The following is a 14,569-nucleotide window of genomic DNA, read 5'->3' as shown; positions in this document are numbered from 1 at the left end:
GAGCAAGGAGAAGAGCCACATCATGAGCGATGCGCTTCGGGACGTCAGCGACCTGTCGGTGGGGATCCTCGGTGGCACGGGAGACCAGGGCAAGGGGCTGGCCCGCCGGTTCGCCATGGCCGGGCACCAGGTCTTGATCGGATCGCGCAACGCCTCGCGGGCGCAGGAGGCCGCCGACAGCCTCGGCCCCGGCCTTCCGGTCCGGGGCGCCGAGAACGCGAGCGTCGCCGCCGAGGCCGACGTCGTCATCGTGGCGGTGCCGTGGGACGGGCACCGGTCCATCCTGGAGTCGCTGCGTTCGGAGCTGACCGGCAAGATCGTCATCGACTGCGTCAACCCCCTGGGGTTCGACAAGCAGGGGGCCTTCGCGCTGGACGTCGAGGAGGGCAGCGCGGCCCAGCAGGCGGCGGCCGTCCTGACCGGGAGCCGGGTCGTCGCGGCCTTCCACCACGTCTCCGCCGTGCTGCTGCTCGACCCGGGTGTGGCGGAGATCGACCTTGACGTGCTCGTGCTCGGCGACGACCGCGAGGCGACCGACACCGTCCAGGCGCTGGCATCCCAGATCCCGGGCGCGCGCGGCATCTACGGGGGACGGCTCCGCAACGCCCGCCAGATCGAGGCGTTCACCGCCAACCTGATCTCGATCAACCGCCGCTACAAGGCCCACGCCGGCCTCCGCGTCACCGACGTCTGAGCGCCCCACCCTCGCTCAGGGGTGAGCGGGCCGGTGAAGAGGGTCACGGGGAGGGACGGGCGGGTCAGGGGCCGAGTACGGATAGGCGCCACATCCGGAATGGCGCCGCGTCCGGCCAGGAAATCTGACAAAGGGGGCTTTTACGGTCATTCTTGACGGCATGAGTTCTCTGCACCCGGATACCCGTGCCGTCCACTTGCCCCAACCGCCCCTGAACGGCAGCACGCCGATCGCGGTGCCCCTGTACCAGACCTCCGGATTCGTCTTCGACGATCCCGCCGTGTTCGCGGACGGCATGGGCCGCCCCGATGGCGCCTTCGTGTACGGACGACTCAGCAACCCCACCGTGCGCGCCCTGGAAGAGGCGGTCGCCGACCTGGAGGGCGGCGTGGCCGCCGTGGCCGCCGGCTCCGGCATGGGCGCGATCAACAGCGTGCTGTTCGGGCTGCTCCAGCCCGGTGACCACCTGATCGCCCAGAGGCCGCTCTACGGCGGGACGGCCGCCTCGATCGCCGATCTCGGCGCCCGGTTCGGCGTCTCGGTCACCTACGTCGATCAGGACGACCCGGTGGCGGCGCGCGAGGCCCTGCGGCCGGAGACCAAGCTGCTGTACCTGGAGACCATCGCGAACCCGATGACCCAGGTGGCCGACCTTCCCGGCATGTGCGCCGTCGCCCGTGAGGCGGGGGTGGTCGCCGTGGTGGACAACACCTTCGCCTCGCCCATCCTGTGCCGGCCGCTGGAGCACGGCGCCGACATCGTCGTCCACTCCACGACGAAGTACCTGAGCGGCCACAGCGACGTGCTCGGCGGGATCGCCGTCTTCGCCGATGATGCGCTCTACCGGAGGCTCTGGGCGTACTCCACGAAGCTCGGCGCGACTCTCGACCCCTTCGCCGCCTGGCTGACGCTGCGGGGCATGCAGACCCTCCCGTTGCGCATGGCGCGGCACTGCGAGAACACCCGGATCCTCGCCACCCGGCTCGCCGAGCACCCGGCCGTCGACGCCGTGCACTGGCCGGGCATGCCCGGGCACCCCTCCTACGAGCTGGCGGCCAAGCTGCTGCCCGACTTCGGCGGGGTGTTCTCCTTCGACCTGACCGGCGGCCGCGCGTCCGGCGAGAGGTTCATGAGCTCGGTACGGCTGGCGCTGCTCGCCCCCTCGCTCGGCGGCGTCGAGACGCTGATCCTGCACCCGGCCACGACGTCGCACCGCTCGCTCACCGCCGCGGAACTGGAGAGTTCGGGCATCGGCGAGGGCACCGTGCGCGTGGCGGTAGGCATCGAGCACCCCGAGGACCTGTGGGCCGACTTCGTCCAGGCCCTGGAGCACTGACCCCGGCGCCAGGTCCCCCGCCGTACGGCGGCGCCGGCATCGCCGTACCACTCCTCGCCGTCGCGGCGCCGATTCCACAAGCAGCACACCGGGAGGTAACCCGGATACGCGGGCTTGGATTCGCGCGGGGCCGTACCGCCGGGAGTGGCGGTACGGCTGTCGCGTCGGCGGGGAAGTGGGGGTGAGGCCCGGGTCAGTGGTAGCTGTGCTCGGCGGCGGGGAAGGCGCCGGAGACCACCTCGTCGGCGAATGCGCGGACCGCGTGGTCCATCTCCCCGGCCAGGTCGAAGTACTTCTTCACGAACTTCGCCGGACGCGGGGTGAGGCCCATGAGGTCCTGCCAGACGAGCACCTGGGCGTCGCATGAGGGGCCCGCGCCGATGCCGATCGTGGGGACCGACAGGGCGGCGGTGACCCGCGCGGCCAGGTCGGCGGGTACGCATTCGAGGACGACGGAGAAGACGCCGGCGTGCTCCAGGGCCTTGGCGTCGGCCATCAGCTCGTCACCGGACTGGCCGCGTCCCTGTACGCGGTAGCCGCCGAAGACGTTGACGGACTGCGGGGTCAGGCCGAGGTGGCCCATCACCGGGATGCCGGCCGAGACGAGGGTCTCGACCTGGGGCAGCACGCGGCGGCCGCCTTCCAGCTTGACCGCGTGGGCGCCGGCCTCCTTCATGAACCGCGCCGCCGACTCCAGCGCCTGCTGCGGAGAGGACTGGTAGGAGCCGAAGGGGAGGTCGGCGACGACCATCGCCCGCGAGGAGCCGCGGACCACCGCCGCCGTGAGCGGGATGAGGTCGCCGACGGAGACGGGCAGGGTCGAGTCATAGCCGTAGACCACCATCGCGGCCGAGTCGCCCACGAGCATGACCGGGATGCCGGCCTCGTCGAACACCCTGGCGGTCATCGCGTCGTAGGCGGTGACCATCGGCCACTTCTCGCCGCGCTCCTTGGCGGCGGAGATGTCGCGGACGGTCACCCTGCGCCCAGCTTGGCCGCCGTAGAGCGTGGTCGACGAGCTGGAAATGGCTGACGTAGAGGACATCATGGATCCCTCCAGGCCTCGAGGCGCCCTTGTGGCGTCCCCGGACGGTCAGATCATCGCACGCCTGACCGATATGGCAACACCCGGGATGTCTCTTCCTCATCCCCTGGCGGCGTGAGATCCCTGTCACCGATGGCCGGGCCGAGGGTCGCGAGGATATTGAAACGGAACGGTTGCGTATCGAATCCCCAAGCGCTACGGTAGCGTTGCGAAACTCAATCGTATCGAAATTCTCGAAGCGAAACTTCATGGGGGACAACCGTGGAAGAACCGACAGGTCACCCGCGCCGATGGCGGATCCTCGGCGTGATGGTGTTCAGTTTGCTGGCGATCGTGCTCGACAACACGATCCTCAACGTCGCGCTGAAGGTCATCTCCGATCCGGTGGCAGGCCTCGGAGCGACCCAGAGCCAGCTCGAGTGGGCCATCAACTCCTACACGCTGGTCTTCGCCGGTCTGCTGTTCACCTTCGGAGTGCTCGGTGACCGGTTCGGCCGTAAGCGCATGTTGCAGATCGGCATGGTCCTGTTCGGCCTGGCCTCCCTGGCCAGCGCCTACGCGCAGGATCCCACCCAGCTGATCTTCGCGCGAGCCGCCATGGGCCTCGGCGGCGCCGCCGTCATGCCCGCCACGCTGGCGATCATCTCCAACGTCTTCGCGCCGCAGGAGCGCGGCAAGGCGATCGGCATCTGGGCGGGCGGCGTCGGCCTGGCCATCGCCATCGGCCCGATCACCGGCGGCCTGCTGCTGGAGCACTTCTGGTGGGGCTCGGTGTTCCTGGTGAACGTGCCGGTCGTGCTCATCAGCTCGGTGCTGATCGCCCTCCTGGTGCCCGAGTCCAGGAACCCCGACAAGGCCCAGCTCGACCCGGTCGGCGTGCTGCTCTCCGTCATCGGCCTGGTCGGCGTCGTCTACGGCATCATCAAGGGCGGCGAGCTCGGCACCGTCCTGGACCCCGAGGTGTGGCTGCCCGGCCTCGCCGGCATCGCGGTGCTCGCGGCCTTCGTCCGGCACGAGCGCAGGGCCACCCACCCGGCCTTCGACGTGCGCTACTTCGCCATCCCGAGGTTCTCCACGGCCGTCGCGAGCGTCGGGCTGGTGTTCTTCGCGATGATGGGCGTGATGTTCTTCCTGGCGTTCTACCTGCAGATCGTCAAGGGCTACAGCCCGCTGCAGGCCGGCGCGCTCGTGCTGCCCTTCGCGGCGGCGCAGCTCATCTTCTCGCCGCTGAGCGCCCAGGCGGTCCGCAGGTTCGGCGCCAAGTCGGTCGCCACCGTGAGCCTGGTGGTCGTGGCCGCCGCGCTGGCCAGCTACACGCTCCTGCAGGTCGACACCTCGATCTGGGTCTTCGAGCTCATCGGCTTCGTCCAGGGCGCGGCCATGGCCAACATCAACCCGCCGGCCACCGAGGCGGTCATGTCCTCGCTGCCCCGCGAGAAGGCCGGCGTCGGCTCGGCGATGACCAACACGGTCCGGCAGGTGGGCGGCGCGCTGGGCGTCGCCATCCTCGGCTCGCTCCTGTCGGCCACCTACCGCGACAACATGGCGGGCTCGCTGTCGGTGCTTCCCGAGAACCTCCGGCACGCGGCGGGCGAGTCCATCACGGCCACCATGGGCGTCGCCCAGGCGCTCGGCCCCAAGGGCGCGGCGCTCGTCGAGCCCGCCAAGCAGGCGTTCATGGACGGCATGCACGTCACGGCGCTCTGCGGCGCCGTCGTCGCCCTGATCGGCGCGGCGGTCGTGGCCAAGTGGCTTCCGGGCAAGAACGCGGGCGCGACGCCGGCGGCTCGAGCGGAAAACAAGGAACCGGCAGTAGTGTGAGATCACCATGATGACTGAGCAGATGGGTGCGGTCCGCACGCCCGGCCGTCCCCGCAGCGAGAAGGCGGAGAAGGCGATCATCGATGCGGCGATGGACATGATCGCCGAAGGCACCGGTGTCGCCGAACTCTCCATCGAGGCGATCGCCGCCCGGGCGGGCGTCGGGAAGACCACCATCTACCGGCGCTGGTCCAACAAGGAGGAGCTCGTCGTCGACGCGCTGGCCAGCCTGAAGGCTCCGATCCCGGAGCTCGCGGGCACGTCGGTACGCGATGACGTCATCCTCTACCTGTCGGCGATGCAGCTGGAGACCCACCATCCGCGCACTCGCTGCATCATGAACATCGCGCTGAGCGAGTCCGAGCGCTTCCCGCACCTGGCGGAGCGCTTCCGCGAGATCGTGGTCCGGCCCCGGCGGGAGGTCCTGCGGTCGGCGATCCAGCGAGGCGTCGACTCGGGGGAGCTCCGTGCCGACGTGGACGTCGAGGTGGCGATGGCCGCGCTGTCCGGCGCGATGATGTTCTTCACCAAGTGGCGTGATGACGATGCCGAACTCCCCGCCGATCTCGCCGAGCGCATCGCCGACCTGATCCTTCAGGGCCTGCGTCCCTGAAAGGGCCGGGACGGCGGGCCGTCCCCGGTGCCGTCACCCGACGACCGCGCTGACCGGTATGCCGGTCAGCGCGGTTCGCTGCCCTGGAAGGCGCTCGTCGCCGTCATCGGCCCGGACGCCCCGCCGGGCCGTGGGCCGTCAGGAGGCGGGGGTCTCGCGCCAGCGGTTGGTGATGGGGAGCCGGCGGTCGCGGCCGAAGTTCTTCGGGGTGATCTTCGGGCCCGGGGGATACTGCCGGCGCTTGTACTCGGCGAGGTCGACGAGCCGGATGACCCTGGCCACCAGCTCGGGGTCGTGCCCCGCGGCCACGAGCTCACCCTTGCCCATGTCGTGCTCGACGTAGTCGGCGAGCAGCCGGTCGAGCACGTCGTAGGGCGGCAGGGAGTCGGTGTCGCGCTGGTCGGGGCGCAGCTCGGCGCTCGGCTCCTTGGTGATGGAGTTCTCCGGGATGGGCGGCACGGCGAAGGGGTGCAGCAGATCGCTCTGGCGGCCGGCCTGCGCGTTGCGCCAGCCGGACAGCTGCCACACCGTCGTCTTGAGCACGTCCTTGATCGGGGCGAAGCCGCCGGCGGAATCGCCGTAGAGCGTGGAGTAGCCGGTCGCGAGCTCGCTCTTGTTGCCCGTGGTCAGCACCAGGTGGCCGTGCTCGTTGGACAGGCTCATGAGCAGCATGCCGCGCACGCGCGCCTGGAGGTTCTCGGCGGCCAGGCCGTGCAGGTCGATCTCCTTCTCGAAGGCGTCGACGATGCCCTCGATGGGGACCAGCCGGGAGTGCAGCCCCTGTCGCTCGACGAGGTCGCGCGCGTCGCTCACCGAGTGGTCGGAGGAGTGCCGGGAGGGCATGAGGACGACGTGCACGCGGTCGGGGCCGACGGCGTCGGCGGCGATGGTGGCGGTCAGCGCCGAGTCGATGCCGCCCGACAGGCCGAGGATGACCGACTGGAAGCCGTTCTTGGTGAAGTAGTCGCGCACGCCGAGGACCAGCGCCGAGTAGACCTCTTCGAGATCGTCGAGGCGCGGGGCGACCGTCGGCGGCTCGGGGGTGTAGGCGGGCAGCGGGTCGCGTGACAGCTCAAGACGCTCGACGGTGATCGTGGTGCCGTCCCCGGCGTCCACGGGGAACGACCCCGGAGCGGCCTGCGGGTCGGCGAGCGGCAGCTCCAGATCGGTGACCAGGAGCTCCTCGCGGAACTGGCCGGCACGGGCGATCAGCTCACCGGAGGCGTCCACCACGATGGAGTCGCCGTCGAAGATGAGCTCGTCCTGACCGCCGACCTGGTTGGCGTAGGCGAGGGCGCATCCGGCCTCGCGCGCGCGGCTCGCGCACAGCGCCAGCCGTACGTCGTCCTTCTCGCGCTCGTAGGGCGAGGCGTTGGGCACCACGAGCAGGCCCGCGCCCGCCTCGGCGACGGCCGACACCGGGCCGCCCTCCTGCCAGAGGTCCTCGCAGACGGCGATCGCCACGTCGACGCCGTGCAGCCGGAAGATCGGGAGCCGGTCGCCGCGGATGAAGTAGCGGTATTCGTCGAAGACGCCGTAGTTCGGCAGGTGGTGCTTGGCGGTCTTGGTGACCACCCGGCCACGGTGCAGCAGCGCGGCGGCGTCCAGCGGCGCCCCCTTCGGCTGCCCGGCGCGCGGCGTGACCCCGGAGCGGTCGACGTATCCCACGACCACCGGGATCTCACCGAGGCCCTCCTCGGCCAGCCGGGTGGCGGCTGCCGACAGGGTGGCGATCGAGGCGTCGACGAAGGAGGTGCGCAGCACGAGGTCTTCGACGGGATAGCCGGTCAGGAACATCTCCGTGAAGACGACCAGGTGCGCGCCGCGATCTGCGGCGCGCCGCGTCCACTCGACGAGTTGGCCGGCGTTGGCGGAGAGGTCGCCCACCGCCGGGTTTGTCTGGGCGAGGGCTATTCGCAGTTGAGGCACGGTCTCCACCTTACGTGTGGCGGTCACGACGGGAGAGCGCTGGATCACCCCTGTGGACGGGAGACCCTCGTGATCGCCGGCGGCGGGTCGCCACCGCCGGCCCGCCGCGACGCGCAGGACCCTCGCACAGGTTCTAGCCCCTAGGGCTGATCAGCCCCGACTCGTAGGCCAGCACGACGAGCTGGGCGCGGTCGAACAGGCCGAGCCGCGAAAGGACGGAGGCGATCGAGGTGGCCACCGCCTCCTCCGGCACGGCCAGCGTCGCCGCGATCTGCTGGTTGGTCGACCCGCGCGCCACCAGCTTCACCAGGTCCAGGTCGCCGTCGGACAGGCCGTGCAGCGCCGGCGGGACGGCAGGGTCGCTTCGTCCGGCGAAGGTGGCGATGAGGCGGGTCGTCACGGCGGGGTCGATCAGTGCGTCCCCCGCCGCCGCCGCCCGGATGGCCGCGATGAGCTGCTCGGGCGCGGAGGTCTTCAGCACGAAACCGCTGACCCCCGCCCGCAGGGCCGCGTACAGGTTGTCGTCGGTGCCGAAGGTGGTCATCATGACGACCTTCGGCGGGGCGGCGTCGGCGAGGATCCGCCGGGCCGCCGCCAGGCCGTCCAGCCGCGGCATGGAGATGTCCATGAGGACCAGGTCGGGCTGGGTGCGCCGGATCAGCGCGATGGCCTGCTCGCCGTCCTCGGCCTCGCCGGCCAGCTCCAGGCCGGGCTCGCTCTCCAGGATGACCCGCAGCCCGGTGCGCACGAGGGCCTGGTCGTCGGCGACCACCACCCGCAGCGTCGAGGCGTCCTGCGCGCGCGTCCCGGCGACCGGGACGTCATGGGCGGGGGCGTCCAGGTGCGCCGCCTGGGCGAGGATGTCCCGCTCCAGGCGTTGCAGCGTCGTGCCGAGGTCCAGCCCGAGCTCCTCCCGGAGCAGCGTGCGCGCCCGGCGCAGCGCGCCAAGGGCGTCACCCTGCCGCCCCGCCCGGTACAGGGCGAGGGCGAGCAGCCGCCACGCCTCCTCGCGCAGGGGATGCGCCGAGGCGTGGGCCTCCAGGTCGGGGATGGCCGCGGCGGCCCTGCCCAGGCGCAGCGCCGCGTCGGCGCGGTGCTCGACCGCCATGAGGCGCAGCTCGTCCAGCCGCATCGCCTCGGCGGCGGCCCACGGCAGGTCCGCGAACTCGGCCAGGGCCGGCCCCCGCCACAACGCGAGAGCCCGCTCCATGCGCTCCCACACCGCCGCCGCGTCCTCGCCGGGCTCGGCGCGCACGAGCTTCTCGAACAGCCAGGTGTCGACGGCCTCGGTGCCGGTGCGCAGCGCGTACCCCGGCGGCGCGGTGACCAGTACCGCCGCCTCCTCGCGGGGGGCGCGGTCCGGCTCCAGCGCGCGGCGCAGCCGTGAGACGTAGCCCTGAATCGTGGAGAGCGCCTGCGCGGGGGGCTCGCCGGGCCACAGCTCGTCGATCAGCACGCTCATGGGGACGGCACGGCCGTGCGCCACGAGGAGCCGGGCGAGGACGGCCTGCTGGCGCTGCCCGCCCAGATCGAGCACCGTGTCTTGGAGGAGCGCCCGGAACGGCCCAAGAGCATGAAATTTCAACATCGCAGCGCATAGCGTAGAGCCAAATCCCGCGCAACCATACGGCGGACGCCGCTTTGTGAGGACGGCGGGCCGGTCAGACGGGGAGCACGGCCTCGACGACCGTGCCGCCGCCCGGCATGGACACCGCGCCGCACGTGCCGCCCAGCTCGGCGGCCCGCTCCCGCATCGAGGTCAGCCCGACTCCCGCCCTCGGCCGGTCCGGCAGGCCCGCGCCGTCGTCGGCCACGCGTACCCGCAGCGTGCCGGGGCCGCGGTCGAGGTCGATGCGGGCGCTCGTGGCGTGCGCGTGCCGGCGCATGTTGGTGAGCGCCTCCTGCACGATGCGGTACACGGCGACCTCCACGGCGGCGGGCAGGTCGGACAGCTCGCCGGTGGTCTCCACGGTGGCCGCCGGAGGCCCCTCGCCGGCCAGGGCGCGGACGGCGTCCGCCAGCCCCAGGTCGTCCAGCGCGGGCGGGCGCAGCCCGTACACCAGCTGCCTGATGTCGCCCGAGACGGCGTCCATGCCGGTCCGCAGGTCGCGGAGCAGGGTGTCGGCGGATTCGGGGGAGGTCTTCAGGCTGCTGCGCGCCAGGTTGATCGTCATGGCCATCGAGGAGAGGGTCTGCCCGAGCCCGTCGTGCAGGTCGCGGCGCAGTCGGCGGCGCTCCTCCTCACGGGCGGTGAGGATCCGCTCGCGTGAGCGTTGCAGGTCGGCGGCCATGCGCACGGCGTGGGCGACGTCCGCCGCGTACGGAGCCAGCGTGCTGAGCACGCGCTCGTCATGGGCGGCGGCGAAGCGGCGCGCGCCCGGGGGCCCGAGCAGCAGGTGGCCCACTGTCTCGCCGTGCCACACCAGGGGGATCTGCCGGGGCGTCTCGCCGACCCGCCCGCTCTCGACGTAGCGGGGGTTGCCGTCCATGACCTCCACCGCCGCCCCCTCGACGGCCAGGCCGTCCTGCAGGACCGTCACCACCGACGACAGCGCCTTGGCCGGGTCCGCCTTGCGGACCTCCTGGGTCAGGCGCTCGGCGAGCAGCCGGGGGTCGCCGACGCGGCCGTACAGCATGCGGTCGACGAGCCGCTGGAGCGCGCGCCGCAGCGGCTGGAAGAAGGCCCCGGCGAACAGGGCGGCGACCAGGCCCGCCACCTGGTGCTGCTGGGAGACGACCAGGCTGGACAGGCCGCCGATCCCGAAGTAGACGCCGCTGACCACGGCCAGGACGCCCGCCGCGACGAACGCCCTGCTGACGATGGTGTCGATGCCGTAGAGCCGGTAGCGCATCACCGAGAAGGCGATGGCGATCGGGATGAGGGCCACCCAGATGGTGGCGGGAAGCCACGTCCGCTCACCGGGCAGCATGAACAGCACGTACCCGGCGAAGGCCAGCAGCGGCCAGGCGATCTGCCGCCGCACCACCGAGTCCGGACGGCGGAACCGGACCGCGAGGGACAGCAGCGACAGCACCACGGCGCCGAAGATGCCCACCCAGGCGACCTGGTTGATCAGCTCGTTGTACGGCCGGAGCGCCTCGACCGCCACCGGGTTCGGGATGACGGCGGGCCAGGGGTAGGGATGCGGCTGCGGCCGGACGATCTGGCGCGCGAGCTCGACGGATATGGAGACGATGCCGAGGGCGGCGACCGGCCACCAGCGGCGGGAGGGCAGCCTGCCGTCGGGGGAGAACAGGGGCAGCAACATGGCCAGGGACATGCCGCCCAGCGCCCAGCCGACGATGTAGGGATAGCGCAGGTAGCCCGCCGTGACGAGGTCACCCTGCGAGGCCACCCGGAACATCAGCATGCCGCAGAACTCGCTGATCCCCGCGCTCAGGCCGCCGAGGCACATCAGCCAGGCCATGCTCAGGCGGGGCCGGTGGAACACCAGGAAGGCGCCCACCACCGGGAAGGTGAGGCCGGCCGCGAAGTCGGGGCTCATGGGGACGCTGGGCCGCCATCCGGGCGGAAGCCCGAGCTGGATCAGGAATGAGGCGACGGTGAGGAGGGGCGAGACCACCGCCGTCGCGGCGGCGGCCGCCCGTGCCGCTGTGATCCGCACCATCGCTACGCACCCTTCTCGATGGCGGGGGCACTCCCCGGCCTCCCGCCACCGAGAGGATTATGGCCCGTCGAGGGGGCGGAACTCCCGAAAAGCGGATCAGCCGGGCCGTCCGGCCCGGTGGTGCCGTCCGGCTTCCCTTCTGCCGGTCTGAGCGGGAGGCTCACCTCGACCAGGGTGCCGCCGGCGGGGACGGCCGTGATGGAGCAGGTGCCTCCCAGCTCCGCCGCGCGCTCCCGCATGGACGACAGACCCACGCCCGCGCGCACCTTCGGAGGCAGGCCGCGGCCGTCGTCCCGGACGCTCAGCCGCAGCGCGCCGGGCGAGCGGGACAGCCCCACCACCACGCGGGACGCCCGCGCGTGGCGCCGCGCGTTGGTCAGGGCCTCCTGGGTGATGCGGTAGGCGGCCACCTCGACGGCGGCGGGGAGCCCGTCCAGCGCGCCCTCCACCGTGAGGGTCGCGTCCGGTTCGGCCAGCCGCCGCAGGGCCTCCGCCAGGCCGAGGTCGTCCAGCGCGGGCGGGCGCAGCCCGTACACCAGCTCGCGGATCTCGCCGGTCACCCGGTCCATGTCAGCCCGCAGCCGGGCCAGCAACTGCTCGGCCGACTCGGGGGAGCCGCGCAGCACCCTCCTCGCCATGGTGATCGCCATGGCCATGTCGCCGAGGGCCTGCCCGAGCCCGTCGTGCAGGTCGCGGCGCAGCCGGCGGCGCTCCTCCTCGCGGGCGGTGAGGATCCGCTCCCGCGAGCGTTGCAGGTCGGCGGCCATGCGGACCGCATGGGCGACGTCGGCCACGAACGGCGTCAGCACCGCGATCATGCGCTCGTCGTGGGCCAGCGGGAAGCGTCTCGGCCCGGGCCGCCCGATGAGCAGCCGCCCGACGGGCTCGCCGTGCCAGACCAGCCGTACCTCGCGAGGGGACGGGCCGACCAGCCCCGTCGCCACGCGCCCGGGCCGGCCGCCGATCACCTCGACGGCGACGCCGGAGACGGCGAGGGCGTCGCGGACCGTCGCCACCACGGCCGCCAGGGCGCTCACCGGCTCGGCCGAGTGGACCTCCGTGGTGAGCCGGTCGGCGAACCGGCGCGGGTCACCGCTCTGGCCGTAGAACATCAGGTCGATCACCCTGCGCAGCCCTCGCCGCAGGGGCTGGAAGGCGGCGCCGGCGAACAGGGCGGCGGCCAGGCCGGCGAGCTGGCCGAGGCCCGCGGCGACCAGGCCGAGCGTGCTCACCGCGAAGTAGACCACCCCGACGGCGCCGACGAGCCCGGCCGCGATCAGGGTCCGGCTGGCCAGGGTGTCGATGCCGTACAGGCGGTACCGCGTCACCGCGATGCCGATGGCGGCCGGGATGGCGGCCGTGGTCAGCATGGCGGGCACGGAGAAGGGCATCCAGTGCTCGACGGCCCAGTTGGCGGCCACCGCGTACAGCAGCCAGCCCACCTGGCGGCGGCCGGCGGGGTCGGCGGTGCGGAACCGGTCCACCAGGGACAGCACGCAGAGCCCTTCGGCGATCAGGTACCAGTCGGCGCCGAGGCGGCCGAGCCAGTCGCCGACCGGCGCGAGGGCCGCGATCTCGAAGGGGTTCGGCCCGGCCGGCGAGCCGGGGACGGAGGGCCGGACGAGGTAGAGGAAGGCCAGGAACGCGACGATGCCGACGGCGAACCCCGCGACCGGACGCCAGCGGCGCGAGGGCAGCCTGCCGTCGGGGAAGAGCAGGGGCAGCAGGAGGTCGACGGCGATGATGCACAACGCCCCGACGGTGGCGTTGTAGTCGCCGATGAGCGAGGCCGTGCGCAGGTCGCCCGCGAGATAGGAACGTTCCCAGAACGCCTGCGACAGGCCGAGCGTCGCCGTGGCGAAGCCCCCCGTCAGCATCAGCCAGGCCACCAGGAGGCGGGGCCGCCGCAGGACGAGCAGCAGCCCCAGCGCGGGATAGACCACGCCCACCACGTCGTCCCCGGTCATGACGCCCGGCCGGATGCGCTCGGGCAGGGGGACCTGGAAGCGGAGCACGAGTCCGATCGCGACCAGGCCGGCCGAAGTGGCGGCCAGCGTCCCCGCCACGAAGCTGAGCCGGCGCATGTCCCCCGTGTCCTCCCTCTGCGCTCCCGACGGCGCGGGAGGCATCCGGAAAGTATGGGTCGGCGTATAACATCGAATCAACGCTTGCTTGATATCGCATTTCAACCGATATAAATCGAGAAATCCGACTCCATTATTTACTGTGGCTGTCTAAGCGCTTTCAAGAACCGCTGACCTTGGGACGCGGCGTCAGGTGGCGGGGACGACGAGCTGGGCGGCGGCGCGGCGGCGGACCGCCGGGGCGATCGCGAGCTGGCCGATCGCGGCGAGCAGCCCGAGCGCCCCGACCGTGAACCAGAGCGCCTCCTGGCCCAGCCCCAGAAGACGGGTGCCGATCAGCGGAGCGAGCAGCCCGCCCGCCGACCAGGCGAAGCCGAACAGGCCGCTGTAGCGCCCGCGCAGGTGCGCCGGGGCCAGCGTGGCGACGAGCGTGCCGGCCATGCCCGCCGTGATGACCTCGCCCAGGGTCCACACCGCGACGGTGACCGCGTAGCCGGCGGTCGTGGAGACGAACGCGGTGAACGCGAACCCCACCGCCACCACGGCCATGCCGAGGGCGAGCGTGGCACTGGCGTCCCGCTTGGCCAGCCAGTGGCTCACCAGCGGCTGGACGACCACGATCAACACGCCGTTCACCGCCATCGCCAGCCCGTAGGCCGAGGGGGGCAGACCCTGGCCGGTGACCGCGAGCGGCAGCGTGGTGAACGCCTGCAGGTAGACGAAGGTGTACAGCAGGGTGAGCAGCACGTAGGTGACCATGAGCCGGTCTTTCAGCACGTCGAGGAAGCCGCCGGCCTCCCGGCTCCGCTCCGGCCTGGTCTCGGGCACCGCCCGCCACACCAGGACGCCGAAGATGACCGAGGTGACCGCGTCGATCCAGAACAGCCAGAGGAAACCGGACTGGGCGAGCCAGCCGCCGGCGATCATGGCCACCCCGAAGCCGAGGTTGATCGCCCAGAAGAGCAGCCCGAACGCGCGCGAGCGGTCGTGCGCCGGGATCAGGTCGGCCACCAGGGCCTGCGAGGCCGGCCGGTAGGCGTCCACGACCAGGCCGAGCACGCCCATCGCCGCGACGATGGCGGGGAGCGAGGTGCTGTAGCCGAGGGCGATCATCGTGACCGCCGTGGCGATCATGCCGCCGGTCAGGGTCGCGCGGCGGCCCACGTGGTCGGAGAGCCAGCCCGCCACGAGCTGCGACACCAGCGATCCGATGCCGAAGACCGCCATGACGAGGCCGGCCGTGCCGAGGGACAGGCCACGGGCCTGGGTCAGGTAGATCCCGATGAAGGGCTCGACCATAGTGCCGAGCCGGTTGACGAAGGTGCCGCCGAAGAGCACCCAGAAGGCACGGGGGAAGCCTCCGATCCTGGTCTGAAGGAGGGAGGGCTTGTCGGCGATGATGCTGGTCACGTCGTCAA

10 protein-coding genes are annotated in these 14,569 nt (G+C 72.1%); 4 read left to right on the top strand and 6 right to left on the bottom strand.

The features are described 5' to 3' along the window. Window positions 1-22 precede the first annotated feature (22 nt). On the top strand, window positions 23-694 hold the full coding sequence (npdG, locus tag MYF83_RS07855; protein ID WP_248959520.1) for an NADPH-dependent F420 reductase: 672 nt from the start codon (window positions 23-25) through the stop codon (window positions 692-694). A 160-nt stretch (window positions 695-854) separates the two neighbouring features. Beyond that, a complete protein-coding gene (locus MYF83_RS07850) occupies window positions 855-2,030 on the top strand; it encodes a trans-sulfuration enzyme family protein (RefSeq protein WP_248959519.1) in 1,176 nt (391 codons plus the stop codon). A gap of 193 nt (window positions 2,031-2,223) precedes the next feature. Here the strand turns inward: MYF83_RS07850 and panB are convergent, their stop codons facing one another. Beyond that, the gene (panB, locus tag MYF83_RS07845; protein ID WP_248959628.1) at window positions 2,224-3,075 is read right to left on the bottom strand and encodes a 3-methyl-2-oxobutanoate hydroxymethyltransferase; all 852 of its coding nucleotides are present in this window, start codon (window positions 3,073-3,075) and stop codon (window positions 2,224-2,226) included. Window positions 3,076-3,336: 261 nt separating this feature from the next. Here panB and MYF83_RS07840 point away from each other — a divergent pair, with 261 nt between their 5' ends. Both MYF83_RS07840 and MYF83_RS07835 read left to right on the top strand, forming a co-directional pair. Continuing rightward, the gene (locus tag MYF83_RS07840) at window positions 3,337-4,896 is read left to right on the top strand and encodes an MFS transporter (RefSeq protein ID WP_248959518.1); all 1,560 of its coding nucleotides are present in this window, start codon (window positions 3,337-3,339) and stop codon (window positions 4,894-4,896) included. A 7-nt stretch (window positions 4,897-4,903) separates the two neighbouring features. Further along, window positions 4,904-5,509: a TetR/AcrR family transcriptional regulator gene (locus MYF83_RS07835; RefSeq protein WP_248959517.1), complete on the top strand. Its 606-nt coding sequence runs from the start codon at window positions 4,904-4,906 to the stop codon at window positions 5,507-5,509. A 138-nt stretch (window positions 5,510-5,647) separates the two neighbouring features. On the opposite strand, the gene MYF83_RS07830 is transcribed toward MYF83_RS07835, so the two are convergent. The 5 genes from MYF83_RS07830 to MYF83_RS07805 all read right to left on the bottom strand — a co-directional run bounded on the left by MYF83_RS07830 (window position 5,648) and on the right by MYF83_RS07805 (window position 14,561). Further along, window positions 5,648-7,438 carry an NAD+ synthase gene (locus MYF83_RS07830; protein ID WP_248959516.1) on the bottom strand — a complete coding sequence of 597 codons (1,791 nt, stop codon included), beginning with the start codon at window positions 7,436-7,438 and terminating at the stop codon, window positions 5,648-5,650. 133 nt (window positions 7,439-7,571) lie between these two features. Continuing rightward, entirely contained in the window at window positions 7,572-9,026 is a 1,455-nt protein-coding gene (locus MYF83_RS43635; RefSeq protein ID WP_308201412.1) for a BTAD domain-containing putative transcriptional regulator, read from the bottom strand. Window positions 9,027-9,099: 73 nt separating this feature from the next. Further along, a complete protein-coding gene (locus MYF83_RS07815) occupies window positions 9,100-11,067 on the bottom strand; it encodes a sensor histidine kinase (RefSeq protein ID WP_248959515.1) in 1,968 nt (655 codons plus the stop codon). Between the two features lie 2 nt (window positions 11,068-11,069). Further along, on the bottom strand, window positions 11,070-13,151 hold the full coding sequence (locus MYF83_RS07810; RefSeq protein ID WP_248959514.1) for a sensor histidine kinase: 2,082 nt from the start codon (window positions 13,149-13,151) through the stop codon (window positions 11,070-11,072). Between the two features lie 189 nt (window positions 13,152-13,340). Further along, window positions 13,341-14,561, bottom strand: a complete 1,221-nt coding sequence (locus MYF83_RS07805; RefSeq protein ID WP_248959513.1) for an MDR family MFS transporter — start codon at window positions 14,559-14,561, stop codon at window positions 13,341-13,343. Between the last annotated feature and the right edge of the window lie 8 nt (window positions 14,562-14,569).

The sequence above is a fragment of the Sphaerisporangium perillae genome (genome assembly GCF_023276435.1).
Classification (GTDB): Bacteria; Actinomycetota; Actinomycetes; order Streptosporangiales; family Streptosporangiaceae; genus Sphaerisporangium; species Sphaerisporangium perillae.
Note: the sequence above shows the minus strand (reverse complement) of the source record. Positions and strands in the feature narration are given on the sequence as shown.

Bases quoted from the DNA above. Each gene is read 5' to 3' on its own strand.
- MYF83_RS43635 (WP_308201412.1), bottom strand. From the start codon at position 9,026: ATGTTGAAATTTCATGCTCTTGGGCCGTTCCGGGCGCTCCTCCAAGAC.
- MYF83_RS07810 (WP_248959514.1), bottom strand. From the start codon at position 13,151: ATGCGCCGGCTCAGCTTCGTGGCGGGGACGCTGGCCGCCACTTCGGCC.
- npdG (WP_248959520.1), top strand. From the start codon at position 23: ATGAGCGATGCGCTTCGGGACGTCAGCGACCTGTCGGTGGGGATCCTC.
- MYF83_RS07835 (WP_248959517.1), top strand. From the start codon at position 4,904: ATGATGACTGAGCAGATGGGTGCGGTCCGCACGCCCGGCCGTCCCCGC.
- MYF83_RS07850 (WP_248959519.1), top strand. From the start codon at position 855: ATGAGTTCTCTGCACCCGGATACCCGTGCCGTCCACTTGCCCCAACCG.
- panB (WP_248959628.1), bottom strand. From the start codon at position 3,075: ATGTCCTCTACGTCAGCCATTTCCAGCTCGTCGACCACGCTCTACGGC.
- MYF83_RS07815 (WP_248959515.1), bottom strand. From the start codon at position 11,067: ATGGTGCGGATCACAGCGGCACGGGCGGCCGCCGCCGCGACGGCGGTG.